Below are 24,716 nucleotides of genomic sequence, written 5' to 3'. Positions count from 1 at the left end.
GATAGGACATGGCCATATCTGCCTCATTTAATTTTCAAGGATTGTCTCCCGATAGTATTTGGGATGCGCTAATTAATATTGGGTTTTATCCTGATTCAGGGCTGACGGAATTAAACAGCTACGAAAATCGTGTTTTTCAGTTTATGGATGAGCACAAACAACGTTATGTGGTGAAATTTTATCGTCCTCAACGTTGGAGTTATTCACAAATAAAAGAAGAACATGAATTTGTTTTAGCGCTAAAAGAGGCACAGGTTTCTGTCGCAGCGCCTATCGAGGTAAAAGGCGAAACAGTTCATCTTTCTAATGAAGGGTTTTATTTTGCATTATTCCCAAGTATTGGGGGAAGAGCATATGAAACTGATAATCTATTTCAGCTTGAAGAGGTGGGGCGGACATTAGGACGTATCCACCAAATAGGTAGAAAAAAGAGCTATCAATATCGGCCGACACTGTCTGTTGCGGACTATTTGGTCGCGCCAAAATTAGAATTTGAACAAAGTGATTTAGTTCCAACGCAATTAAAATCTCAATTTATTGATGCTATTGATAAAATTATTCATGAAGTGAGTCCTAAATTATCAGACTCAACATGGAAAAAATTACGACTACATGGGGATTGTCATCCCGGCAATATATTGTGGCGTGATGAAGTCGTTATGGTTGATTTTGATGATTCTCGTATGGGAAGTGCAATTCAAGATTTTTGGATGTTATTAAGTGGCTCAAAGCAAGATCAGCTTATACAGCTAGATACATTGCTTGAGTCTTATAATGAATATCAAGATTTTGATGTGAGAGAACTATCATTAATTGAACCTCTACGTGCGATGAGAATGGTGCATTATATCGCATGGGTATTAAAGCGCTGGAAGGATCCTGCTTTTCCAAGAACCTTTGTTTGGTTTCAAGAGCAAGACTTTTGGTTTAAACAACTCGCTTTATTTAAAGGGCAAGTGGAGCAATTAAATGAGCCACCTTTACAACTTAGCCCAATGTATTAATTTTTAGGAGATAATACGAAATGAAAAAAATTTGGCTGGCGTTAGCAAGTATGGTGTTAGCATTTGGTGTTTCAGCTGCCGATATTTCTGAAGGTAAGCAGTATACAAATCTTTCTAAGCCTGTTGCAGGTGCTCCACAAGTGGTTGAATTTTTCTCTTTTTATTGCCCTCATTGCTATCAGTTTTCTGAAGTGTATAAGGTCAATAGCACAGTTGAAAAAAATGTACCAGAAAACACCAAAATGGCTCGTTACCACGTTGACTTCTTAGGGCCGTTAGGTAAAGAGATGACCCGTGCATGGGCGGTTGCTATTGCATTAGGTGTTGAAGACCAAGTCTCTCCAGCCTTATTTAAAGGAATACAAGAAACACAATCTATTCGCTCTGTTGATGATATTCGCACTACCTTTATTAATGCAGGGGTAAAAGCGGAAGATTATGATGCAGCAATTAATAGTTTTGTGGTTAACTCATTGGTAAGCCAACAACAAAATGCGGTAACTGATTTCCAAATTAATGGTGTACCGGCAATGGTTATTGATGGTAAATATAAAATGAAAAATGATGGCATTAGTGCTAAATCACCAGAAGAGTATGCAAAAGCTTATTCTGATGTCGTCAATCAATTACTGATGAAAAAATAATTGATAAGTTATTGCTAATTGATAGATAAGTAGAAATAGCTACCAATGTTAGATAAAAATGGCACCCATTGTTTGTGAGTGCCATTTTTTTATTCTTCATATTTCCTTCATAATATAACTATCCACATTAATTGATGTATATCTAATTAATTCAATATAATTAGTAATGCATCGTAAGTCATTGATTTTTTAATTATGTTAATAAAGTGAAAATAGACTTAATCACTTAATATAGATAGGGTTACAAAAATACTCACAGAGTTATCCACAGGATATTCATGAATAACGCAAACAATGTAATGTCAGGGAAATAGTCTGTAATATTACTGTAAATAAATATTAACGAACTGACTCTTTTGGTTCCTTGTTTATGGTTGTGTTGCGCTAATTTTTTTAGGTAAAGAAGCAATAACTTGTTATATTTTAGTTTATTATTTTCCGTTGCTAAGTGTAATTGCTTAGTATTTGGAAATGTTAATATAGTTAACCTCTTAGAATAATGAAGAATGTAGATTTTATGTTAATAATGATTATTTATCATTTAATTTAACTGCTTTATTCTCCCATTTTGCTTATTTGACAATATTCTTTTACTTATGCTAGAACTGGTAATAGTTATATTTATTATCCAATATAAAAAATTCATTCTTATATATTGGATAAATAACAGTAGGAGGCGTGATGCAAAACGAAACAGATCCTGAAAATCTTACTTTACTCGATGAATCTACCTCAACAAGCCTTGTTCCTTATCGTGGAATTAGATTAGCGAATAACCCAATAAATAAATTAATGAGGAAAATTAAACAGAAACTCGCCACGCTAAATGAAATTAATATTGTCACATTAGTCAGTTGGATAGCAACAGTCACTGCCTGTGGTATGTATGTCTCTTATATTCCACAAATAATGGACAATCTTAATGGCATTAAAACTAGCCCATTTCAGCCTTTTGTTGCAGCCATAAACTGTTTATTATGGACTTATTATGGTGTGAAAAGTAAAGAATATCCCGTTGCGATTGCTAATGCTCCCGGTATTCTATTTGGTACTATTGCTTGCCTTACTGCAATTATTTAATTAATTAACTATACCGCATTTTATTACCGTATTTTATTAAAAATAATATAGAGAATATAAATAATCATATATTATTGAGGTGTTTCTATATTATTTTTAGTCATTATTTTGTATAAAACGAATAATATTTATCGTCTTTTTATTAAGATATAAATTGATCTGCTTGATTTATTCGAATCAATGATTGTCGGTGACTAACCGATAATTATATCTGTCTATCGTGATAAGAAGTTTGTCAATAATCTCAGGTAATATTCGTCTATTGCGTTGCAATGTGGCATTCTAGTCATATCAATGAACCTCAGAACAATGATGAACAGATTATGGTCCAGATAGCAGAAAACCCCTTTATCCTTGTAGATGGCTCTTCATACCTTTATCGTGCCTATCATGCTTTTCCTCCGCTAACTAATAGCAAAGGAGAACCCACAGGGGCGATGTATGGTGTGTTAAACATGCTACGCAGCCTAATAATTCAGTATAAGCCTAGTCATGTGGCGGTTGTGTTTGATGCTAAAGGCAAAACATTCCGTGATGAGTTGTATGAGGAATATAAATCTAATCGCCCACCAATGCCAGATGATCTGCGTGAGCAGATTGAGCCTTTGCATGAAATGGTTCAAGCTATGGGTTTACCGTTACTTTCTATTACTGGCGTTGAAGCTGATGATGTGATTGGCACATTGGCATTAAAAGCAGCCAGTGATGGTCGTAATGTGTTAATCAGTACCGGTGATAAAGATATGGCACAGCTAGTTACGCCCAATATCACACTTATCAACACGATGACGAATGTTATTTTAGGCCCCGATGAAGTTAAAGAAAAATATGGGGTGCCACCGGAGTTGATTATCGACTTTCTCGCCCTGATGGGTGACTCATCAGATAATATTCCCGGTGTTCCGGGGGTGGGTGAAAAAACAGCATTAGGGCTATTGCAAGGACTTGGTAGCTTAGAGGATATTTATCAACAGCTTGATAAAATAGCCACATTGAGTTTCCGAGGTGCGAAAACACTTGGCGCTAAAATGGTTGAACATGAGAAAGTTGCCAAACTTTCTTATCAATTAGCGACAATTAAAACAGATGTAGCGCTTGATAAAACCTTTGATGACTTAGTGGTTAATGAACCTAATTTAGATAAGTTACTTGAAATGTTTACGCGTTATGAATTTAAACGCTGGATAAGTGACTTACAAAATGGTGGTTGGTTAGCTCAACGCAGTAGCCGTAAAGCGCCAGTCCCCTATAGTGCAGAAGTCGCAACACCAAAAGAACAGCCGCCCGCAGACAATTTCCCGGTTATCTCTCAAGAGAACTATGAGTCTATATTGACTCATGAAAGCTTAATGCGCTGGGTTGAGGTACTGAAAAAAGCGCCCGCCTTTGCTTTTGATACTGAAACAGATAGCTTGAATAATATTGATGCACGTTTAATCGGTCTGTCATTTGCGGTAGAGCCAGGCAAGGCCGCTTATATTCCATTGCGTCATGATTATCTAGATGCACCAGAGCAATTACCTGTTGATGAGGTACTAACTGCTTTAAAACCGATTTTAGAAGATAAAACCATCTTAAAAATTGGGCAAAACCTGAAATTCGACCGCGGCATTATGGAAAATGAAGGCATCGAATTAAACGGTATTTATTTTGATACCATGTTGGAGTCTTATGTCTTAAATAGTGTGAGTAGCCGCCATGATATGGATACCTTAGCGGAAAAGCATTTAAATCATAAAACGACGACATTTGAAGAGATTGCTGGTAAAGGTAAGGGGCAACTTACCTTTAATCAGATTGAGGTTGAACAAGCGACCTTATATGCAGCGGAAGATGCTGATATTACCTTGTTACTGCATCAAGCGCTTTATCCTCAAATAGAGGCGATTGCACCGCTAAAACACGTTTATCACGATATTGAGATGCCATTAGTCCCTGTGCTTTCACGCATGGAGCGTAAGGGCGTATTGATTGATGCACAAGTGCTTGCCATGCAATCCCAAGAAATCACTCAACGTTTAGCTGAGATTGAAAAAGAGACATTCGCGTTAGCAGGGCAAGAATTTAATCTCTCTTCACCTAAGCAATTACAAGAGATTTTATTTGAAAAACTCAATCTTCCTATTATCAAGAAAACACCAAAAGGTGCTCCTTCAACAAATGAAGAAGTGTTAGAAGCGTTAGCGCATAGTCATAAGTTACCTCGTTTAATTTTAGAACATCGTGGATTGGCAAAATTAAAATCGACTTATACGGATAAATTGCCGTTGATGGTCAATAGTAAAACTAAGCGGGTGCATACTTCATATCATCAGGCGGTGACTGCGACAGGACGTTTATCTTCTCGTGATCCTAATCTGCAAAATATTCCAGTAAGAAATGAAGAGGGGCGTCGTATTCGCCAAGCGTTTATTGCCCGTGATGGTTTTAAAATAGTTGCTGCCGACTATTCTCAAATCGAATTACGTATTATGGCGCATTTATCGCAAGATAAAGGTTTGCTTGATGCTTTTGCTCAAGGGAAAGATATTCATAGAGCAACGGCTTCCGAGGTGTTTGGTATTCCATTGGATGAAGTGACCGCGGAGCAACGCCGTAGCGCTAAAGCAATTAATTTTGGTCTGATTTATGGGATGAGTGCTTTTGGTTTATCTCAACAAATTGGTGTTGAACGAAAAGAAGCACAGCGATATATGGATCTCTATTTTGAACGTTATCCAGGGGTATTAGATTATATGGAGCGTACCCGTAAACAAGCGTCACAGCAAGGCTATGTGGAAACGTTAGATGGACGCCGTTTATATCTGCCAGAGATTAACTCTAAAAATGCGATCCGACGTAAAGCATCAGAGCGTGAAGCGATTAACGCACCTATGCAGGGAACAGCAGCCGATATCATTAAAAAAGCAATGATTGCGGTGGATAATTGGATCTGTCATGAATGCCCTGATGATGTACATATGATTATGCAGGTACACGATGAATTAGTGTTTGAGGTACGAGAGTCATATTTAGAAAAAGCAAATGCGATGATCCATAAGCTCATGGAAAGTAGCATGGAGCTTGCTATTCCACTGAAGGTCGAAGTCGGAGTCGGTAATAACTGGGATGAAGCCCATTAATGACGAGATAACACTTTGTTTATAATAGATATCAGAATGGTTTTTTAACTGATGAATTTAAGCGGGATAGCCATAAGGTTTTCCCGTTTTGCTATATTTAAAGCTAGGGAAGGGGAACAATAGGAAGTGTGGGGGGATAAAAAATAAAAAGCCCAGTTGTTTGACTGAGCTTACACTATAAAAGTCATTAGTATTAACAATATCAAAAGTTAAATACATTCCATTAAGCAACTTGGGTGCTGTTGAGTTTGCTTAATTTTTTCTGTTTTTTCTCGATACGTTGACGTTTTAACGGCGATAAATGGTCTATAAATAGTTTACCATTGAGGTGATCTAGCTCATGTTGAATACAGCCAGCAAAGAGATCGGCTGCTTCTAGCTCGATTTCATCACCATTTCTATCTAGTGCTTTGACTTTTAAGTAGCGAAAGCGTTGTGTGGGAGCAAAAGAGTCTGGGATAGAAAGACAACCATCCATCATATCCATTATTTCATCTTCAGTACTGATAATTTCTGGGTTAATAAGAGCAATGGGTTGATCTCTATTTTCAGAAACATCAATAACGACAATACGTTTAGAGACATTAACCTGAGGAGCCGCTAAGCCAATTCCTCTTTCTGCGTACATGGTTTCAATCATGTCATCGATTAATGTGCGTATTTCGTCATCTACTTTTTCCACAGGTGTAGCAACTTTGCGTAGTCGCTCATCAGGAAAATGCAGTAGCGTTAATACAGCCATGAATACCTCATTTTATCGCTAATTTACAAATTTATTACGGTCTCGCGATAAGCCTATCACAAAATTAGTCTGTATAAACCGCACATTTTGTGTGATTTGTTTTATTTTTAAGCACTTTTTACAGGTGATTTAGATCTCATAAATATGTAATTAAACTACATTTATTGAGCGTTTGAATACATAAACATCAAGCTGAATCGTGTTTGCATGTGAAAAAAAATTACAAAAGGGCTTTTATTAGCCAAAAAAATAGAGTACATTATCTCTTGTAGGGTACAGAGGTAAGATGTTCTATCTTTCAGACCTTTTACTTCACGTAATCGGATTTAGCTGAATATTAGCTGCCCCAGTCGACTTTATTTCGACTGGGGCATTTTTTTATCTAAAATTTGCACGAGTGATTAATGCTAAGAATGGAAGGGGAAGCCATATTTTCCCCTAATAAAGCGGATAGTGAGTTAAGCTTCTGTCTCTGGTTCGTTAGTATCAGTAAACCACTCATTTAACGTATTACGTAATTTATCAATGCCTATTTTTTTCAAAGAAGAAAAACATTCAACACGTATATCACCTGATTTTTCTGACAGTGCATTTTGTACCGCCATTAACTGCTTTTTACGTGCCCCTGATGCTAATTTATCCGCTTTAGTGAGCAAGACGAGAGTCGGAAGCTCTGAATCCACCGCCCAATCAATCATCTGCATATCGAGATCTTTTAATGGATGACGGATATCCATTAAAATAACAACTCCTTTTAAGCACTCTCTTTTTTGCAGGTATTCACCTAAAGAGCGTTGCCATTTGCGTTTCATCTCTTCGGGGACTTGAGCATATCCGTAGCCAGGTAAATCGACTAAACGTCGTCCTTCCTCAATTTGAAACAGATTGATAAGTTGAGTACGACCGGGTGTTTTACTGGTTCTTGCCAATCCATTTTGTTGCGTTAGTGCATTTAACGCACTGGATTTACCCGCATTAGAACGACCCGCAAAGGCAATTTCAATTCCTGTATCTGGTGGTAAATGGCGGATATCAGGTGCACTGATAATGAAATGTGCTTTTTGGTAATTAAATTGGGTCATTATGGTATAAGCCTCTCTGAAATAATGCGCTTCCTCATGCATACTAAGATGAGTTTTGCATAGAGAATCGAAAATCGATTAATTAACTATTCCCTCTATTTTGGCGTAATTTAGCGACTTATAACAGTAATTAAACATGAAAATTTACCCTGTTATGATGTAAATGCGTTTATTGTGCGTAAATAAAGGTAAATGATTGGCACTATTTGCCCCAGCGAATTAAAATCGCTGCATATTAAGTAAGTTGTAGACTATTAAAGTAAAGGATCCCTGCATGTTAAAACGTTTTTTTGTCACTCTCGTTACCGCTTGCACCTTGACAACAACAAGCCTTGCAATGGCTGCAACGGGAGAGACCTTTGTTAAATTAGTCACATCTGAAGGCAATATTGAACTGTCACTGGATAATAAAAAAGCCCCTATCACAACGAAAAATTTTATTCAGTATGTCGAAGATGGTTACTATAACGGGACCACTTTTCATCGAGTGATCCCCGGATTTATGATCCAAGGTGGGGGATTTACGGCAGATTTGCAACAAAAGCAGACACGAGAGCCGATTAAGAATGAGGCTGATAATGGCTTACGTAACTTAAAAGGCACCATTGCAATGGCTCGTACATCAGATAAAGACAGTGCCACAAGCCAATTCTTTATTAATGTTGCTGATAATGCCTTTTTAGATCACGGTCAACGTGATTTTGGTTATGCGGTGTTTGGTAAAGTAGTGAAAGGCATGGATGTTGTCGATAAAATTTCACAAGTGCAAACCCGCAATATTGGTCCTTACCAAAATGTACCCGTTAAAACCGTGACGATTTTATCCGCTGAGGTGGTTAAAGAATAATGGGTGATTAGGTTAGACACTTCTCTAGCCTAAGTCAGTCAATGAACAGATATCCAGAATGCGTTCTCACATTCTGGATATTGTCGATCAAAAAAATTATTTCTGATCTTTGTTTTTGACATATGATCTTCTAGTACCGCGCTTGTTTGCTTTATTTATCTCTTAATTGATGAATAATCACCGTCATTATTGTTATTGCGCAATAAATCAACAGCTTTTCTTACTTACTATTTATATTTTACACCTGTGCTATGATAATCGGCTTCGTTGTATCCAGGTCGGTTGAATAACGAGCTATTTTGTCAGGGATATAACGGTTTCAAAATAGCATTAAAACAGATAATGATAATAAAATCAGTCGGATAAGCTAATATGCTGTTACTTATTGATAATTACGACTCGTTTACCTACAACCTTTACCAGTATTTTTGTGAACTGGGGGCGGAGGTTGTTGTTAAACGTAATGATGAGATTGGGCTTAAAGAGATCGAAAAGATGATGCCATCACATCTTGTTATCTCTCCGGGACCTTGCACGCCAGATGAAGCAGGGATCTCTCTTGAGGCGATACAGCGATTTGCCGGGGAAATACCTATTTTAGGTGTTTGCCTTGGTCATCAGGCGATTGGGCAAGCTTTTGGTGCATCCGTTATCAGAGCCCGTGAAGTGATGCATGGCAAAAATTCATTAATACACCATAATCAGCAAGGGGTGTTTAAAGGGCTTAATCGACCTTTAAGCGTTACCCGTTATCACTCTTTAGTGATTGATGCGACAACCTTGCCTGTCCCTTTTGAGGTTACAGCATGGAGCCAACATGACGGGAATGTTGATGAAATTATGGGGATACGTCATCGTACTTTACCCATTGAAGGTGTGCAATTTCATCCTGAAAGTATTCTGAGTGAACAAGGGCATGAGTTATTAAATAATTTTCTTAAATATTAATTGGATAATGAAAATTTAGCGTCATTATCCACTTTTATATCAAACCTTATTTGATTTTTTATTCATATTTAGTGATTATATTTTCATTGTATAGCTAAATGTCGGTCAGGTGGGGTAATGATAAATCAACGTATTAATCGGGCAACTTACGATCAGGTAATGTTGCCAATTTATTCACCAGCAGATTTTATTCCTGTTAAAGGGCAAGGTAGCCGTGTTTGGGATCAACAGGGAAAATCCTATATTGATTTTGCTGGTGGTATTGCTGTTCTAGCGCTTGGGCATGCGCATCCACTATTGAATAAAGCACTGCAAGAGCAAAGTGAGAAGCTTTGGCATGTAAGTAATGTGTTTACTAATGAGCCGGCATTATGTTTAGCTCAGAAATTAATCCAACATACTTTTGCTGAGCGTGTCTTTTTTGCCAATTCTGGGGCAGAAGCGAATGAAGCCGCACTTAAATTAGCACGACATTACGCTATTACCCGTCATAATCCTTATAAAACGAAGATAATTGCCTTCCACCACGCCTTTCATGGTAGAACATTTTTTACAGTCTCTGTTGGGGGACAACCTAAATATGCGGATGGTTTTGGTCCTAAACCTGCGGATATTATACATGTCCCTTTTAATTCTCTTGATGCTGTAAAAGCCGTGATTGACTCTCATACTTGTGCCGTAATACTGGAGCCTATCCAAGGGGAGGGCGGAGTGACACCGGCGACAGCGGAGTTTATGCATGGCTTACGTACACTATGTGATAAGCATCAAGCGCTATTAATTCTTGATGAAGTACAAACGGGTATGGGGCGAACCGGCAAACTATTTGCTTATATGCACTATGATATACAGCCCGATATTATTACCAGTGCCAAAGCATTAGGTAGTGGTTTTCCTCTCAGTGCGATGTTAACCACCGAGGATATCGCTGCGGTAATGGGGGTAGGAACACATGGTACGACTTATGGGGGGAACCCATTAGCCTGTGTAGTAGGCAATGCTGCTTTTGATTTAATCAACACTCAGGCGGTATTAGAAGGTGTCAGTGAGCGTCATCGTTGGATAGTGGATGAATTGCAGGCGATAAACCAAACTTATGCTGTGTTTTCTCAAATTCGTGGACAAGGCTTATTAATTGGCGCGCAGTTAGCACCACTGTATGCAGGTAAAGCAAAAGAGTTACTTGCACTGGCCTCTAAGCATGGCTTAATGATGTTAAATGCCGGGGCTGATGTAATACGCTTTACACCATCGCTGATTATTACCCTCGAAGAGTTACAAGAGGGCATGAATGCGTTACGAAAAGCGCTTGCTGAGTTTGTAAAAGCAGAGTGAATTCAAATGTAAAACCCCATCATTGCGATGGGGCTTCATACAAAATAATCACTGTCCATCAGTTAAATGGGCTGTTTTCAATGCAACTTAACGAGTACCGTAAACAACGATAGTTTTACCGTGTGCTGAAATGAGGTTTTGATCTTCCAGCATTTTTAAAATACGGCCTACAGTTTCACGTGAACAACCTACAATTTGACCGATTTCCTGACGTGTAATTTTAATTTGCATGCCATCAGGATGCGTCATTGCATCAGGTTGTTTAGCTAAATTTAATAAAGTTTGTGCAATACGACCTGTTACATCAAGGAAAGCAAGGTTACCTACTTTTTCTGATGTGGTTTGTAATCTATTCGCCATTTGAGCGGAAAGGCGCATCAGAATGTCAGGATTGACCTGAATTAATTGGCGGAATTTTTTATAGGAAATTTCTGCTACTTCACAGGCTGTTTTTGCTCTAACCCATGCACTACGTTCTTGATCTTCTTCAAATAATCCAAGTTCACCGATGAAGTCACCTTGGTTTAGGTAGGAAAGGATCATCTCTTTTCCTTCTTCATCTTTAATAAGAACAGCCACGGAACCTTTAACAATATAATAAAGTGTTTCCGCTTTTTCACCTTGGTGGATCAGCGTGCTCTTGGATGGATATTTGTGAATATGGCAGTGTGACAAAAACCATTCAAGAGTCGGGTCTGTTTGCGGCTTGCCGAGAACCATTCGCGTTATCCTCTGTACGTTAATGCAGCCTTTCAAAACGGATTGACACCCTTTTGATACAGCGTGCTTAAAATCCTATCTTTACCGATTAACTTCCTGAGAATTCGGAAAGTTAATAAGGAATAGATTATAATAAATGAGAAAATAATGCATTGATCTTAACCACTATCATCAAGCAGATATTGTTTTTAACACAGTTAACGCATTAAGTCTCGTTTTACGCAGTCAGCATAATAAACCTATTTGCTAATTGCTAGTTGAATTATGAGAATGTACTCTTTTAGTCTTAGTTGTATTTAGGGGAAAAATAAAATGGAAGCACGTGTTAAATGGGTTGAAGATTTATCTTTTGTTGGCGAATCATCTTCTGGCCATCAAGTTATGATGGATGGTAATTCAGGTGATAAAGCGCCTAGTCCAATGGAAATGGTATTAATTGCTGCGGGTGGTTGTAGTGCTATTGATGTGGTGAGTATCTTACGTAAAGGTCGCCACCAAGTCACTGATTGTGAAGTGAAATTAACATCAAAACGTCGTGAAGAGGCACCTCGTTTATTTACTGATATTAATTTACATTTCATTGTTTCCGGCAAAGCGTTGACAGATAAAATTGTTGAGCGAGCTGTACAATTATCAGCAGAAAAATATTGCTCTGTTTCTTTAATGTTAGGAAAAGCGGCCAATATTACGCACTCTTTTGAAATTAAAGATCCTGAATAAATTTGATATTTTAAAATAAATTTTAATATATAAAATAATATCCCTAAAATACGGGGATATTATTTTCGTCAAAAATAACATATCTATTTTAGCTAATTTTTTCACCATTCAATAATTTCTTCACCAGTGGTGCCATGATTAATTCCATCGCTAAGCCTAATTTCCCTCCTGGAACAACAATAGTATTGATAGTCGACATAAATGAACCATGCAACATCGCCAATAGATAGGGGAAATCGATATCCGTTAAGCCACGAAAGCGAATAACAATAAAACTTTCATCCAGTGTTGGAATAGCTTTAGCTGAGAAGGGATTAGAGGTATCCACCGTAGGAACGCGTTGGAAATTGATATGAGTGCGAGAAAACTGTGGAATGATGTAACTGATATAATCATCCATCGAACGTACCACAGAATCTCTCACCGCTTCTTGAGAGTGCCCGCGCTCTGTGGTGTCTCTAATTAATTTTTGTATCCATTCAAGGTTAACAATAGGCACAACACCGACTAATAGGTCAACGTGTTGAGCGACATTATGTTGATCGGTAACGACACCACCATGCAATCCCTCATAAAATAAAATATCTGTTTTTTCTGGCAATGCTTCCCAAGGCGTAAATGTCCCAGGTAATTGGTTATAAGGGGTTGCTTCATCATAAGAATGAAGGTATTTGCGAAATTGCCCTTGCCCTGTTTGGCTATAGTGACTTAGGGTTGAACTTAATAAATTAAAGTCATTGGCTTCAGGGCCAAAATAGCTGATATGCCGTCCTTGCTCTTTCGCTTTTCTAATGGCCATATCCATTTCAGGGCGTGTATAACGGTGAAAACTATCCCCTTCAATAGAGGCTGCATGGGCGTTGAGTTGCTGAAATATTTTACGAAAAGCTTGGCTGGTTGTAGTAGTACCTGCACCACTTGAACCAGTAACAGCAATAATAGGGTGTTTGATTGACATATCATGTTCCTTTTCAAAATAAGGGCTATACCTTATTGTTAAATGTGATGTGATAGTGCCAACTTAGGTAAGATCAATCAGGGCGAAACTGTGCAGCTGGCATAATGTTGACGCTTTCATGAAGCTCAGACCACACTAACACGGCCTCACCCGAAACGAGTTGTTTTTTTACGTCGGCAACTTTCTGTTCAAGCGTTTTCTCTTGCATACCATAATCAGTCCCTTCTCGTAAAACGAAACTTTCAATCAAGTTATCTAGCGTTTCGGTTGATAGTTCTTGCCAAGGGATGATCATTTTACTTTCTCCAAATAGGTCGATAGCCAGTCGGGGATACGTTTTTCAAGCCACATTACAGGCTTAGAGAGTTTTCCACTAACAAAACCTACATGCCCACCAAATTCTGTTAATTGGTATTCAATATTTTTAGGTAATGTTGTGATATCAGGTATCACTTCTGTAGACATAAAGGGATCGTCTTTGGCGTGAATGATAAGTGTATTTTTTTTGATCTGATTGAGTAAAGGGAGAGCGCTACATTGACGATAATAATCAAGGGCGTCTTTGAAACCGTGAATTTTTGCCGTGATCAGATCATCAAATTGACGTAACTTTTTAATGGATTTAATGGTTAATAGACTAATAGGTAACGACTGGGGATAGCGGATCAATTTGCGAGTCGCATTGCGTTTTAACCCTTTCAGTAAATACCATTGATAGAAGCGCGAAAATCCTCGCTCTATTTTGGTTGAGCAAGGTTCTAACATCAAAGGTGCTGACACAATAACAGCGGCATCTAATACCGCATTTTCACCACTTTCGGCAAGATAATAGGCCAGCATATTGCCTCCTAAAGAGTAACCTACTGCTGCGGTTGGTTGTTCGCCAAATTGCTCTTTTAACCAATTCAGAAAATAGCGGGCATCTTCTGTTTCACCAGAATGATAAATACGTTTTTGCCGATTGGGTTCGCCACTGCAGCCTCGAAAATGCATGACAACACCTAGCCATCCTCGCGCTTTCGCCGCGGCTAGCATGCCGTGAACATAAGGGCTATTAAAGTTACCTTCCAAACCATGAAAGATAACCAAACGGGGCTTATGTTGCGCTGTTTTGGGTTCTTCACTCCATGCTAAGTCGACAAAATCATTATCAGGCAAATTAAGCCGTTGCCAATAAGGCGTTAATAGTGGCGTTCTTCGCACTATTCGAGGCAAAAGTGTCTGTAAATGGGGATTCTTAGCCCAAGGTATTGGATCAAAATATTGAGACATAGTTCCGTTTATTAAAATGAATTAATGCTTGTTTGCTAAATAACATACTGCTATTTTCGGTGAAAATAAAACATCTGTCACATCTTTGAGCATTTCACTATGACAAATAGCCTAGTTGTTTCGTTGAGCGTTTTCCTTTTTATTGCAGCCATTACGCCCGGACCTAATAATTTACTATTAACCTCTTCGGGGGCTCATGTTGGTTTAAAACGCTCTTTAACGTTGATGGCAGGCATTATCGTCGGAATGCAATGTGTATTACTTAGCTCTGCGTTTGGTATTGCGACATTATTGATTATTTATCCCGCATTGCATATCGGTTTAAAGATTATTGGTAGCATTTATCTTTGTTGGTTAGCTTGGAAAACAGCAACCGCTTCTTATCAACGATTAGATATTTCAAGTAAAGTGCCCCAAACAGTGACGGCGTTTCAAGGTGGATTATTGCAATTTTTAAATCCAAAAGCTTGGATGATGGGGCTAGGCGCCGTAGGAAGTTTTAGTTTAGCCGGTGATGGTTATTTGGGATCGATTGGTGTGATTAGTGTTGTGATGTTGTTGGTTAATTTTATCGCCGGTATGGTATGGATTTTGGGTGGAACATTTATCAGTCGTTTTTTACAAAGCAGACGAGCATGGTTCTTATTTAATATTATAATGGGGATATTAACCGCCATGTGTATTCCATTGATTTGGATTGAATAAATATAGACTAAAATAAATGATTTAATTTCTTTTTATTGTTGTAAATAATATTTTTTTTAGTTTAGTTAGTCTCTTGTTTTGTTGTATTGCGTTTAATTAGCTAATTTAGCTATGTTGAGTCATTTTCTACGATTATTATTATACCCAAATATGTTATTTAATCACACATTACACATAATTATTTATTACCGTTGTTGATGATTATCTATTAATAATATTAAGTATGATTAAAGTGTTGTTTTGTGTATTTCTTGATTATTTTATCTTTAATTTTAATCGTAGCTGTGACAAGGAATTATTTATTCCGTTTGATTGACCATAGTTGTTGAGTGTTTATTGGTTGTTTATTTTTATTAACATTAATTTTATGATTATTTATCAATGGGATAAAAAATTTTTATTATGCTATATATTGATATTTAATGGAATTTTATCTGCAGTGATATTAAGGAATAAATTATTTCAAAAAACTAAAAAAAATTTAAGCATTATTTATAATTCGTTTAAAAATAGATGTGCTTATACGTAAAATTTTAGATAAAATCATAAACAGAATTATTATAAAGGTATTGTTAATATTATTAACATTTTCTATTGAGTAGATGATGTTTTTTATTCACTTTACCATCAATAATTAATTATTTAATACAATTAAATTTGTTAATAATTAAATCATTATAAAAATAGTATAATTTAAGTGGATTATGTCATTATGCCTACATTAACGAAGATAGCGTGGATAAAACCAGGGATGGCGACAAATCAACGTAAAATAGCGGATTATATTTTAGAACACCCTGAAAAAATCGTGACTTTATCATCACAGCAATTAGCCGAAATTATGGGAGTCAGCCAATCAGCAATAGTGAAATTTAGTCAAAAGATAGGATTTAAAGGATTTCCTTCTTTAAAGCTGGCTATCAGTGAAGATTTAGGGCGAAAAAATGCTAATTCAGAAAAAAACTCCAGCATATTACATAACCAAATAGATTCAGAGGATAGCCTGGTTGTTATTGCGCAGAAATTAGCACAAGAAAAAAATAATTCAATTCGGGATACCACACGTCAAATTAATTATCACCAGTTTGAACAAGTGATCCAACAGATTGATGACGCCTCTCGGGTACAAATTATAGGTATTGGTGGATCAGGTTTAGTTGCCAGAGATTTAAGTTATAAATTACAGAAAATAGGTATTACGACTTTAATTGAAACTGATCACCATGTACAAATTTCTGTTGCTCAGATGTTAAGCCCTCGGGATTTACAAATTGTGATCTCTTACAGTGGCAAAAGAAAAGATATGCTGGTCGCTGCATCTGTGGCTAAAAAACAAGGTGCTAAAATTATAGCGATCACAGGAGAAAAACATTCACCACTAGGTCTGATGGCCGATTATATATTAGAAACTATTGCTGATGAAGGTGAGTGGCGTAGTGCTGCTATTTCTTCTCGCACTGCACAAAACACCATTACCGATCTTATCTTTATGGCATTATTAAAGAAGCGTGATGAAAATGCGAAGGCTTTAGTATTAAGCTCTCAAGCACTAATTAATAGTCTGGATGATTAATTTATTTGAACTGATTCAAATTTTTAATATTTAAAAGTTAATATTTACACTTATTTCTAAAGTTATTCTCTTTGTAGCCGAAACGTTAGTTATTTAGCACGTGTTTTTTTATTGAGATATCTCATTTCAATGACGAGGAGAGTAACTAATGCGTAACAATCAACCGGTGACACAGCGAGAATATCCGGTAGCTGAAAACGCAACACTGATGTCAACAACCGATGTTAATGGCAATATTATTTATGCTAATGAGGATTTTGTTGAAGTCAGTGGTTTTTCAGCACAAGAGTTAATGGGGCAACCCCATAATATTGTCAGACATCCAGATATTCCTGCTGATGTATTTAGAGACATGTGGAAAACATTAAAGCAGGGGGAGGTTTGGACGGGAATAGTTAAAAATAGGCGCAAAAATGGCGATCATTATTGGGTAAGGGCTAATGTCACCCCTATTATTCGTCAAGGTAAAATTCAAAGTTTTATGTCAGTGAGGACGGCGGCAAAAAAAGAAGAAGTAGAACAAGCCGCAGCACTGTATGCCGCTTTTAACCAAGGTAAATATCCCTCTCACACTTTTTCTAAGGGGGCATTCATTTATAAGGGCTGGGAAAGTTGGCGCTCATGGAAACAAACACTCGCACTAAAGCAGCGTGTACGCTTACTTCTCTTATTACCATTTCCTTTTATATTATTAAGTGTTTGGTTTGCTGGTTTAAATGGTTGGGGTTTATTCATTCATACCGCTATCTTACTTTCACTATTGATAGCCAATGAGCGAATTTTTTATTTTCAAGTAGTGAAGCCGATTATGATCCTTAATAAACATGCTAATCGGGTGGCTACAGGTGATGAACACAACGTTGATTATCTTGATCGTATTGATGAAATTGGTATGACTCAACGTTCTGTAAACCAATTAGGGCGGATGTTTCGTTGGCTTGTGAACGATGTCAGTCATCAAATCCATCAAGTTGCTTTTTCTTGTGATCAATTAGCAGCGGGGAATCGTGATCTCTATACGAGGACTGAACAAACTGCAAGTCATGTTGAGACTACTGCGTCAACCATGAATCAATTAACCACAGCGGTGAGTAATAATAGTGAAACGGCAGGGCAGGCTAATAATTTATCTAATATGACTTGCAAGGCAGCAATACAAGGCGGAACAGCAATGGATACTATTGTGCATACGATGGACGATATTGCGAAAAGTTCTGAGCGTATCAGTAATATTATTGGTGTCATTGACAGTATTGCATTTCAAACCAACATATTGGCATTAAACGCTTCGGTGGAAGCCGCCAGAGCAGGAGAGCAAGGACGCGGTTTCTCTGTGGTAGCCAGTGAGGTGCGTAATTTAGCGCAACGCAGTGCAGAGGCGGCAAAAGAGATCAAAGCATTGATTAATACATCAAGTAACAATATTAAGATTGGCTCAAAGCAAGTAAATGAGACGGTGGAAACAATGGAAAATATTGTGGTTCATGTAAAAAATGTCACGAGTCTTATTGGTGAAATCAGCCTTGCATCATCAGAACAAAGTGCAGGATTAAAAGAGCTCGGTCGAGCTGTAGAGCAGTTAGAATCAATAACACATGAAAATGCAGATTATGTCTCTAAAGCGTCGTTAATTTCCGGAGAAATGAAAGAACAAACGAATTATTTAGTAAAAGCCATTCATGTATTTCACTAAATAATAAGAAAAGTAGAAGAGAGAAAATAGGTAGAGATCTTACAGATAATATAAAACACCTCATTTTTATGAGGTGTTGATATACATATAAATAGATTAGCACTTGTTAAAAACTTGTCCAATCATCATCTTCATCTTCTTTGAATGTCGATTGTTTATGGTTTTTTGGCTCTTTTATTCTTGAGTCTTGTTGATTTTCTTTTATGAGCGATAACCCAATATTTGCTGATTTCTCAACGGGTTTTGCTAATGTGCTATTCTTCGAAAATAGACTTTCCGCTGTTTTAAATTGCTCAACAATTTGCTCAAGATCACCCGCCTTTTCGGTTAGTAAACTTGCTACAGCAGAAGATTGCTCCACCATTGCGGCATTTTGTTGTGTCGCTTTATCCATTTCAGTGACGGCTAAAGAGACTTGAGAAATGCCTCGCGTTTGTTCTTCTGATGCAGATAGGATCTCAGTCATTGAGCTTTCAACATGTTTAACTGATGTGAGGATCTCATCCATTGAAGTACTGACTTGTTCAACCAGTTGATTACCTTGTTTGACGCGGTTAATCGACGCATCAATAAGCTCTTTGATCTCTTTTGCCGCCTCTGCACTACGTTGCGCCAATTCTCTTACTTCTGTGGCAACAACAGAAAAACCACGTCCTTGCTCTCCTGCTCTGGCCGCTTCTACCGCAGCATTGAGTGATAATATATTGGTTTGAAAAGCAATGCTGTTGATAACCGTTGTGATCTCGCCAATCTTTTGAGAGCTTTGTGCAATATCGTTCATGGTTTTTACCATTCTATGGGTAACATCCCCCCCTTTACTGGCAATATTAGAGGTTTGATTGATAAGGTGTGATACTTCACGAGCACTTTCAGTATTATTTTTTACTGTGGCGGTTAGTTGCTCCATACTAGAAGCGGTTTCTTCTAAAGCACTCGCTTGCTCTTGAGTACGACTAGATAGATCATTATTACCAGCACTGAGCTCTTGTACACCATTATAAATATGATGACTTGTTCCGCGAATAGCATTGACTATCAGTGATAATTCAGACCGCATATACTGTATTCCATTAATAAGTTGGTCTATCTCATTATTACCTTTGGCTTTTATGGTGCTATTTTCAAGTAAATTCCCTTGTGAGATATCTGACATATAATCAATGACTTGTTTAATACGTAACACGATATGGTGGCGTATCCACAACATGACAAACACCGTAAATAAGATAAATACCGACATAAAAATAAACGCGAAGATCAACGCGCGTTGGTAATTACCCTGTGCGGCTTCTATCGCGTGGTTGACGACATTATCACTAAGATGATCCGTTGCCTCATAAAGTGATTGTGTGAACCGCTCATTCGTATTGTGAGCATAAAGCGATTGGAAACCGTAATAATCTCGTATTTCTAAACATGAAACGAGCTGGTCAAGATCGTAAATGACACGCTGAAATAGTTTTTTCATTTTCGCCACTTTTTCGCGATCAAAATCGGCATTTTCAGCGGAGGTAAAATATTGGGTAATAATGCTAGAGACTTCTTTTTTTCGTTGAGGGTAAGAGGAGAGGAAATCTGTAATTTTGCTTTCAGCAAGATCTGGGGTGAGATGAGCATCAAACATTACATTAAGCATATCTTCACGTAATTTATTTAATGCGGCATAACCATAATCCATGGTTTTTATCTGTTCAAAACCATCGGCTAACTGTGAAATTCGCTTATTAGTTAAATAAGCATCACGAATGCCTGTAGCACCAGAAAACAACTGAATGGCACAAAACAAGATCAAAATAAACATTAAGCCACTAGATATTTTTATTCGTTTAAGCATAGCCTTACCTATTTCATTAATTTGTAGGATAAAGAGCAAGGAACGACAAACATACATCAGTTAAATTTATTCGGCTTAATAATTGAAAACTTTACTTTTTTTATCTATTTTGTGACTGAAAACGACTTATTTTGCTTTTTTTCGCTTTAATTAACCGCTAATAACTAAAATTTTCTAATGATTGGTGTAAGGTGCTAGGGAAAAAAAATGATTTATTAGCAAGGCGAATTATTAGTAATTAAAAGTTTCTAATGATTGATGAGAAAGAAAAGTATCAGCAAGCAAAGTGCTGTCTGACTTTTATAACCTATATAAAATGGGAAAATTTATAATTGATTTTAAGAAATACCTCCAATCTTATTTGATTGAAGGTATTAACGGTAGAGGTCTTTAATACAGATGTAACGTGTTATTTAAACTTTGTCGCAGGTTAATATTATTGTAGGTTATTTAGCTTAAAAACTTTCCCAATTGTCATCGGCTTCATGATGATGGGATTTTATTGTGGATGTCGTTGCTGTTTTTGTTATTTCCGGTTCAGCTGGCTTAGCCGAGAATGTTGGTGATCGTGGTGATGTAACCGCGACTTGTTCTACCTTGAAGGTATTTACAATCATATCTAACATTGAGGCTTGTTCACTTAGTGTTGCTGAAGCAGCTGTAGATTGTTCCACCATCGCGGCATTTTGTTGTGTCGCTTTATCCATTTCATTAACTGCAAGGCTAATCTGAGCAATGCCACGAGTTTGCTCTTCTGATGCTGCTAAAATCTCTTTCATCGAGCCTGATACATGGTTAACTGATGTGACGATCTCTCCCATAGATAAGCTGACTTGTTCAACAAGATCATTACCCTGTTTTACTCGTAAAATAGTTGATTCAATGAGTTCTTTTATCTCTTTTGCCGCCTCCGCACTACGTTGCGCCAAATTACGCACCTCACTGGCTACCACAGAAAAACCGCGTCCTTGCTCACCGGCTCTGGCTGCTTCTACTGCGGCATTGAGTGCTAATATATTGGTTTGAAAAGCGATATCATCAATCACTGCGGTGATCTCACCAATTTTTTGCGAACGATCGGCAATGTCTGTCATGGTCATCACCATCTTATTGCTATGCTCACCACCTTGAACGGCAATATCTGCTGTGCTCATGACTAACTGAGTGACTTCACGTGCGCTTTCGGTATTATTTCTGACTGTTGCGGTAAGCTGTTCCATACTGGAAGCCGTTTCTTCTAAAGCACTGGCTTGTTCTTCGGTACGACTTGATAAATCGTTATTACCTGCGGCAATTTCTTGAACACCACTATAAATCGTTGTACTACTGTTACGGATAGCGCTAACCATTTCTTTTAAGCGCGCTCGCATTTGTTGTAAACCCAACATAAGTTGGTCTATTTCATTGCGGCCTGTAATATCATGGTCAATGCGACTAATTAAATCTCCACTAGCAATCGCCTCTTGATATTCAATCATTTGGTTAATGCGTACAATAATATGTTTACGGATCCAAAAGAGCACTAATGTCGTAAATATCAGGAATATGCCCATGAATAGGGAGGCTATCCATAGCATCTCGTGATAGTTATCTTCTGCTTCAATCACTGACGGATTAACAACGTCATCAGTAATGAAATCTGTTGCTTCATATAATGAATTAGTGAAGTTATCGTTGGCTGGACTTTTTAAGATCAAACGAATTGCATTGGTATTACGTTCATTTAAATATTGCACAAGAAGATCTAAGTCATAACGACTTTTTTGATAAAGTTGTTTGATCTCTGCCATGCGTTGCTGATCAAATCCAGTTTGTGCAGATAGTTCGACATATTCATTCATCAACGTATCCACCTCCGCCTTACGTGCATCCATCGTTTGTATGAATGTAGTAATATTGGCATCTTCCACCTGTGGATTAGCAATATAACTAAACGCCTGCGCAATAATATCAGTACGTAAAGTATTTAACGCCGCGTAGGTGTTATCCATAGTGCGTAACTGGTCGAAACTGTATGAGATTTGTTTTAATTTGTTTTGAGTTTGGTAGGCATCGTGAATGCTTTGTACTCCAGATATTACCTGAATAATACAAAACAGAGTCAGGACACACATTAAACCTTGAGAGATTTTAATTCGTTTTAACATAACCCTACCTATTAGCTTGGCCTTTTTCTTCGCCAGTGGGAGCTCCACTTAGCAGAATGATTAATTCGGCTGGTAGATTAAAAACTTTAGCTAGAAAATGAGTATTTCCCTTACTTAATACAAATAATGGGTAAATAAATGATAGATAACTATTTAAATTGGATAATTGCGTACAAGGTGAGGATATAATTTTGTGTAAAACGTGCTACTGTGACAGGAAATAAAGGCATTAAGTTAAATGAGTTATATAAATTTTTTAAATGTATTTTAATGAAAAGGAACTATATTATTTTAATAGTTCCTTTTTAGACATTAATGAAAAATAGTTATTGAGACTCAAAAGCGTTGGTCATCTCTTCTAGTTTTTCTTGTAATTCCATCCACGCCATCTCAACTTCTTCTAAAGCCGATTTGGCAATACTTTGACGGTTTAAGCAATCGGTAAGTGTCGCCTTGTTCTTCGCTTCATAAATTTGACTATCAGAAAGCTCAGTTTCGATGGCGGTCAGCTCTTGGCTAAGCTTATCCATTTTACTTTCTAATGTGGTGAGTTTTTTGCGCAAAGGTTGAGTTTGTTGTCTAAACTCCGCCTCTTTACGCTTTTGCTCTTTTTTATCTTGAGCCGTTAAGTTCGAGGCGTTTGTTGTTTCTTGATCGGGTTGCGTTTTATTAGCTTGAGTCTCTTGGCGATTTTGATCAACTAACCACTGCTGATAATCATCAAGATCGCCTTCGAATGGCTCTACTTGACCATCATGGACGAGATATAAATCGTCTGTGGTTGAGCGTAATAAATGCCTATCATGGGATACCACAACAATAGCACCTTCAAAGCTAATTAGCGCTTGTGTTAATGCTTGTCGCATATCTAAATCAAGGTGGTTGGTTGGTTCATCCATTAGTAGTAAATTTGGGCGTTGCCAAACCAGTAGCGATAAAACTAAACGTGCTTTTTCACCACCAGAAAATTGTCCACATGCATCAGTGACTTTATCACCATGGAAACCAAACCCCCCTAGATAATCACGTAATTTTTGCTCAGTCTCTTGTGGCGCTAAACGGGTTAAATGTTGTAATGCAGATTCATCGGCACGTAAATATTCCAGCTGATGCTGTGCGAAATAACCTAATTTGATCCCTTTGGAAAGGGCAACCTTTCCTTGTAGTGGTGCTAATTCTCCAGCTAACAGCTTAATTAATGTAGATTTACCTGCACCATTACGACCTAAGAGACCAATCCGTGAGCCGGGAATTAAGTTAAGTTTGATGTTATTAAGGATAATCTTATCACCGTAACCGGCACTGACTTTTTCCATAGACAGAAGCGGGTTTGGTAAGCTTTCTGGTTGGCGAAAACTAAACTGGAACGGGTTATCTGAGTGCGCGGGTGCCACTCGCTCCATACGTTCAAGCATTTTGACACGGCTTTGTGCCTGTTTGGCTTTAGTCGCTTTCGCCTTAAAGCGGTCAATAAAACTTTGTAAATGGGCAATTTTTGCTTGCTGATTTTCAAAGAGTGCTTGTTGTTGTGCCAATTTTGTTGCACGTTGCATTTCAAACGAAGAGTAGTTACCTGAATATTCAAATATTTTCTCTTGTTCAATATGTAAGATTTTATCCACAATCGGATCAAGAAAATCTCGGTCGTGGGAAATTAAAATCAACGTACCATTATAACTTTTTAGCCATTTTTCTAGCCAAATTACCGCATCTAAATCTAAGTGGTTAGTCGGTTCATCAAGTAGTAATAGATCAGAACGACAAATTAGTGCCTGTGCTAAGTTTAAGCGCATTCGCCAACCACCAGAAAATGATTTTACGGGCTCAGTGAGTTGTTGTTGGCTGAATCCCAAACCATTAAGTAATGTGGCTGCACGTGATTGGATAGTCCACGCATTAATAGCATCGAGTTGGCCGTGGATCAGGGCAATAGCATGACCATCGTTATTGTCGTTCGCCTGTTGTAGACGACGCTCCAATTCGCGGTATTCTCTATCACCATCAATAACATAATCAATGGCAGGAACGTCTAAAGCGGGTGTCTCTTGATTTACCCATGCCATTGACCAAGTGCTAGGAAACGTCACATTACCCGCTTCAGCTTGTAGATCTCCTTTTAATAAAGAGAGCAGTGTGGTTTTGCCACAGCCATTTTTACCCACAAGACCAATCTTTTGTCCTGGATTAATCGTTGCGCTGGCATTATCAAGTAATACCCTGACACCGCGGCGAATTTGCAAAGAAGAAAAAACAATCATAAATGTCGTCTATTAAGAGTATGTAAATTAAT

At 37.6% G+C, this 24,716-nt stretch carries 21 protein-coding genes; 12 read left to right on the top strand and 9 right to left on the bottom strand.

All coding sequences use genetic code 11. The features are described 5' to 3' along the window. Positions 1-8: 8 nt before the first annotated feature. The 4 genes from AACV00_RS16195 to polA all read left to right on the top strand — a co-directional run bounded on the left by AACV00_RS16195 (position 9) and on the right by polA (position 5,850). Positions 9-1,004, top strand: a complete 996-nt coding sequence (locus AACV00_RS16195; RefSeq protein ID WP_004246862.1) for a serine/threonine protein kinase — start codon at positions 9-11, stop codon at positions 1,002-1,004. 20 nt (positions 1,005-1,024) lie between these two features. Next, positions 1,025-1,648, top strand: a complete 624-nt coding sequence (gene dsbA / locus AACV00_RS16190; protein WP_004246863.1) for a thiol:disulfide interchange protein DsbA — start codon at positions 1,025-1,027, stop codon at positions 1,646-1,648. Between the two features lie 681 nt (positions 1,649-2,329). Further along, entirely contained in the window at positions 2,330-2,728 is a 399-nt protein-coding gene (locus AACV00_RS16185; protein ID WP_004246864.1) for a SemiSWEET family transporter, read from the top strand. 323 nt (positions 2,729-3,051) lie between these two features. After that, positions 3,052-5,850 (top strand): DNA polymerase I, encoded by a 2,799-nt coding sequence (gene polA, locus AACV00_RS16180; RefSeq protein ID WP_104459608.1) that lies wholly within the window; start codon positions 3,052-3,054, stop codon positions 5,848-5,850. A 223-nt stretch (positions 5,851-6,073) separates the two neighbouring features. Here polA and def read toward each other — a convergent pair whose 3' ends face one another. Then, on the bottom strand, positions 6,074-6,592 hold the full coding sequence (def, locus tag AACV00_RS16175; RefSeq protein ID WP_004246867.1) for a peptide deformylase: 519 nt from the start codon (positions 6,590-6,592) through the stop codon (positions 6,074-6,076). A gap of 286 nt (positions 6,593-6,878) precedes the next feature. Between def and AACV00_RS17680 the strand changes: the two genes are divergently transcribed. Beyond that, on the top strand, positions 6,879-6,926 hold the full coding sequence (locus AACV00_RS17680; protein WP_438361642.1) for a hypothetical protein: 48 nt from the start codon (positions 6,879-6,881) through the stop codon (positions 6,924-6,926). 124 nt (positions 6,927-7,050) lie between these two features. On the opposite strand, the gene yihA is transcribed toward AACV00_RS17680, so the two are convergent. Then, on the bottom strand, positions 7,051-7,674 hold the full coding sequence (yihA, locus tag AACV00_RS16170; RefSeq protein WP_004249106.1) for a ribosome biogenesis GTP-binding protein YihA/YsxC: 624 nt from the start codon (positions 7,672-7,674) through the stop codon (positions 7,051-7,053). Positions 7,675-7,948: 274 nt separating this feature from the next. On the opposite strand from yihA, the gene ppiA reads away from it, so the two are divergent. The 3 genes from ppiA (at position 7,949) to AACV00_RS16155 (ending at position 10,804) form a co-directional block, all read left to right on the top strand. Beyond that, positions 7,949-8,521 carry a peptidylprolyl isomerase A gene (gene ppiA / locus AACV00_RS16165; protein WP_004246869.1) on the top strand — a complete coding sequence of 191 codons (573 nt, stop codon included), beginning with the start codon at positions 7,949-7,951 and terminating at the stop codon, positions 8,519-8,521. Positions 8,522-8,893: 372 nt separating this feature from the next. Next, positions 8,894-9,469, top strand: a complete 576-nt coding sequence (locus AACV00_RS16160; protein ID WP_004246870.1) for an aminodeoxychorismate synthase component II — start codon at positions 8,894-8,896, stop codon at positions 9,467-9,469. 117 nt (positions 9,470-9,586) lie between these two features. Then, positions 9,587-10,804, top strand: a complete 1,218-nt coding sequence (locus AACV00_RS16155) for an aspartate aminotransferase family protein (protein ID WP_161680229.1) — start codon at positions 9,587-9,589, stop codon at positions 10,802-10,804. 87 nt (positions 10,805-10,891) lie between these two features. Here AACV00_RS16155 and crp read toward each other — a convergent pair whose 3' ends face one another. Further along, positions 10,892-11,524: a cAMP-activated global transcriptional regulator CRP gene (gene crp, locus AACV00_RS16150; protein ID WP_004246872.1), complete on the bottom strand. Its 633-nt coding sequence runs from the start codon at positions 11,522-11,524 to the stop codon at positions 10,892-10,894. A 312-nt stretch (positions 11,525-11,836) separates the two neighbouring features. Between crp and AACV00_RS16145 the strand changes: the two genes are divergently transcribed. Further along, complete coding sequence (locus tag AACV00_RS16145; protein ID WP_004246873.1) at positions 11,837-12,244, top strand: OsmC family protein; 408 nt, start codon at positions 11,837-11,839, stop codon at positions 12,242-12,244. An 88-nt stretch (positions 12,245-12,332) separates the two neighbouring features. On the opposite strand, the gene AACV00_RS16140 is transcribed toward AACV00_RS16145, so the two are convergent. From AACV00_RS16140 to AACV00_RS16130, 3 genes are all read right to left on the bottom strand, one after another. Then, positions 12,333-13,202, bottom strand: a complete 870-nt coding sequence (locus tag AACV00_RS16140; RefSeq protein ID WP_004246875.1) for a phosphoribulokinase — start codon at positions 13,200-13,202, stop codon at positions 12,333-12,335. A gap of 73 nt (positions 13,203-13,275) precedes the next feature. Beyond that, positions 13,276-13,497 (bottom strand): YheU family protein, encoded by a 222-nt coding sequence (locus AACV00_RS16135; RefSeq protein WP_004246876.1) that lies wholly within the window; start codon positions 13,495-13,497, stop codon positions 13,276-13,278. Beyond that, positions 13,494-14,474, bottom strand: a complete 981-nt coding sequence (locus AACV00_RS16130) for a hydrolase (protein ID WP_004246877.1) — start codon at positions 14,472-14,474, stop codon at positions 13,494-13,496. Before AACV00_RS16130 ends, AACV00_RS16135 begins: the two co-directional genes overlap by 4 nt. Before the next feature lie 99 nt (positions 14,475-14,573). Here AACV00_RS16130 and AACV00_RS16125 point away from each other — a divergent pair, with 99 nt between their 5' ends. From AACV00_RS16125 to AACV00_RS16115, 3 genes are all read left to right on the top strand, one after another. Next, the gene (locus AACV00_RS16125) at positions 14,574-15,179 is read left to right on the top strand and encodes a LysE family translocator (RefSeq protein WP_004249109.1); all 606 of its coding nucleotides are present in this window, start codon (positions 14,574-14,576) and stop codon (positions 15,177-15,179) included. 712 nt (positions 15,180-15,891) lie between these two features. Further along, positions 15,892-16,752: an SIS domain-containing protein gene (locus AACV00_RS16120; protein WP_004246879.1), complete on the top strand. Its 861-nt coding sequence runs from the start codon at positions 15,892-15,894 to the stop codon at positions 16,750-16,752. 148 nt (positions 16,753-16,900) lie between these two features. Continuing rightward, positions 16,901-18,445 (top strand): methyl-accepting chemotaxis protein, encoded by a 1,545-nt coding sequence (locus AACV00_RS16115; protein ID WP_049210065.1) that lies wholly within the window; start codon positions 16,901-16,903, stop codon positions 18,443-18,445. Positions 18,446-18,551: 106 nt separating this feature from the next. Here AACV00_RS16115 and AACV00_RS16110 read toward each other — a convergent pair whose 3' ends face one another. The 3 genes from AACV00_RS16110 to AACV00_RS16100 all read right to left on the bottom strand — a co-directional run bounded on the left by AACV00_RS16110 (position 18,552) and on the right by AACV00_RS16100 (position 24,684). Further along, complete coding sequence (locus AACV00_RS16110; RefSeq protein ID WP_004250079.1) at positions 18,552-20,279, bottom strand: methyl-accepting chemotaxis protein; 1,728 nt, start codon at positions 20,277-20,279, stop codon at positions 18,552-18,554. Between the two features lie 455 nt (positions 20,280-20,734). Continuing rightward, positions 20,735-22,426 carry a methyl-accepting chemotaxis protein gene (locus AACV00_RS16105; RefSeq protein WP_004249116.1) on the bottom strand — a complete coding sequence of 564 codons (1,692 nt, stop codon included), beginning with the start codon at positions 22,424-22,426 and terminating at the stop codon, positions 20,735-20,737. Positions 22,427-22,752: 326 nt separating this feature from the next. After that, the gene (locus AACV00_RS16100) at positions 22,753-24,684 is read right to left on the bottom strand and encodes an ABC transporter ATP-binding protein (RefSeq protein ID WP_049219533.1); all 1,932 of its coding nucleotides are present in this window, start codon (positions 24,682-24,684) and stop codon (positions 22,753-22,755) included. Positions 24,685-24,716 lie beyond the last annotated feature (32 nt).

The sequence above is a fragment of the Proteus sp. G3927 genome, assembly GCF_963894685.1.
GTDB lineage: Bacteria > Pseudomonadota > Gammaproteobacteria > Enterobacterales > Enterobacteriaceae > Proteus > Proteus mirabilis.
This window is presented reverse-complemented; position numbering and strand designations above follow the sequence as displayed.

What these genes read in the sequence shown, in the direction of transcription:
- AACV00_RS16110 (WP_004250079.1), bottom strand. Translation starts at nt 20,279, where the DNA reads ATGCTTAAACGAATAAAAATATCTAGTGGCTTAATGTTTATTTTGATC.
- AACV00_RS16130 (WP_004246877.1), bottom strand. Translation starts at nt 14,474, where the DNA reads ATGTCTCAATATTTTGATCCAATACCTTGGGCTAAGAATCCCCATTTA.
- AACV00_RS16135 (WP_004246876.1), bottom strand. Translation starts at nt 13,497, where the DNA reads ATGATCATCCCTTGGCAAGAACTATCAACCGAAACGCTAGATAACTTG.
- AACV00_RS16160 (WP_004246870.1), top strand. Translation starts at nt 8,894, where the DNA reads ATGCTGTTACTTATTGATAATTACGACTCGTTTACCTACAACCTTTAC.
- def (WP_004246867.1), bottom strand. Translation starts at nt 6,592, where the DNA reads ATGGCTGTATTAACGCTACTGCATTTTCCTGATGAGCGACTACGCAAA.
- crp (WP_004246872.1), bottom strand. Translation starts at nt 11,524, where the DNA reads ATGGTTCTCGGCAAGCCGCAAACAGACCCGACTCTTGAATGGTTTTTG.
- AACV00_RS16125 (WP_004249109.1), top strand. Translation starts at nt 14,574, where the DNA reads ATGACAAATAGCCTAGTTGTTTCGTTGAGCGTTTTCCTTTTTATTGCA.
- AACV00_RS16145 (WP_004246873.1), top strand. Translation starts at nt 11,837, where the DNA reads ATGGAAGCACGTGTTAAATGGGTTGAAGATTTATCTTTTGTTGGCGAA.
- ppiA (WP_004246869.1), top strand. Translation starts at nt 7,949, where the DNA reads ATGTTAAAACGTTTTTTTGTCACTCTCGTTACCGCTTGCACCTTGACA.
- AACV00_RS16140 (WP_004246875.1), bottom strand. Translation starts at nt 13,202, where the DNA reads ATGTCAATCAAACACCCTATTATTGCTGTTACTGGTTCAAGTGGTGCA.
- AACV00_RS16120 (WP_004246879.1), top strand. Translation starts at nt 15,892, where the DNA reads ATGCCTACATTAACGAAGATAGCGTGGATAAAACCAGGGATGGCGACA.
- AACV00_RS16185 (WP_004246864.1), top strand. Translation starts at nt 2,330, where the DNA reads ATGCAAAACGAAACAGATCCTGAAAATCTTACTTTACTCGATGAATCT.
- AACV00_RS16100 (WP_049219533.1), bottom strand. Translation starts at nt 24,684, where the DNA reads ATGATTGTTTTTTCTTCTTTGCAAATTCGCCGCGGTGTCAGGGTATTA.
- AACV00_RS16115 (WP_049210065.1), top strand. Translation starts at nt 16,901, where the DNA reads ATGCGTAACAATCAACCGGTGACACAGCGAGAATATCCGGTAGCTGAA.
- AACV00_RS16195 (WP_004246862.1), top strand. Translation starts at nt 9, where the DNA reads ATGGCCATATCTGCCTCATTTAATTTTCAAGGATTGTCTCCCGATAGT.
- polA (WP_104459608.1), top strand. Translation starts at nt 3,052, where the DNA reads ATGGTCCAGATAGCAGAAAACCCCTTTATCCTTGTAGATGGCTCTTCA.
- dsbA (WP_004246863.1), top strand. Translation starts at nt 1,025, where the DNA reads ATGAAAAAAATTTGGCTGGCGTTAGCAAGTATGGTGTTAGCATTTGGT.
- AACV00_RS16155 (WP_161680229.1), top strand. Translation starts at nt 9,587, where the DNA reads ATGATAAATCAACGTATTAATCGGGCAACTTACGATCAGGTAATGTTG.
- yihA (WP_004249106.1), bottom strand. Translation starts at nt 7,674, where the DNA reads ATGACCCAATTTAATTACCAAAAAGCACATTTCATTATCAGTGCACCT.
- AACV00_RS16105 (WP_004249116.1), bottom strand. Translation starts at nt 22,426, where the DNA reads ATGTTAAAACGAATTAAAATCTCTCAAGGTTTAATGTGTGTCCTGACT.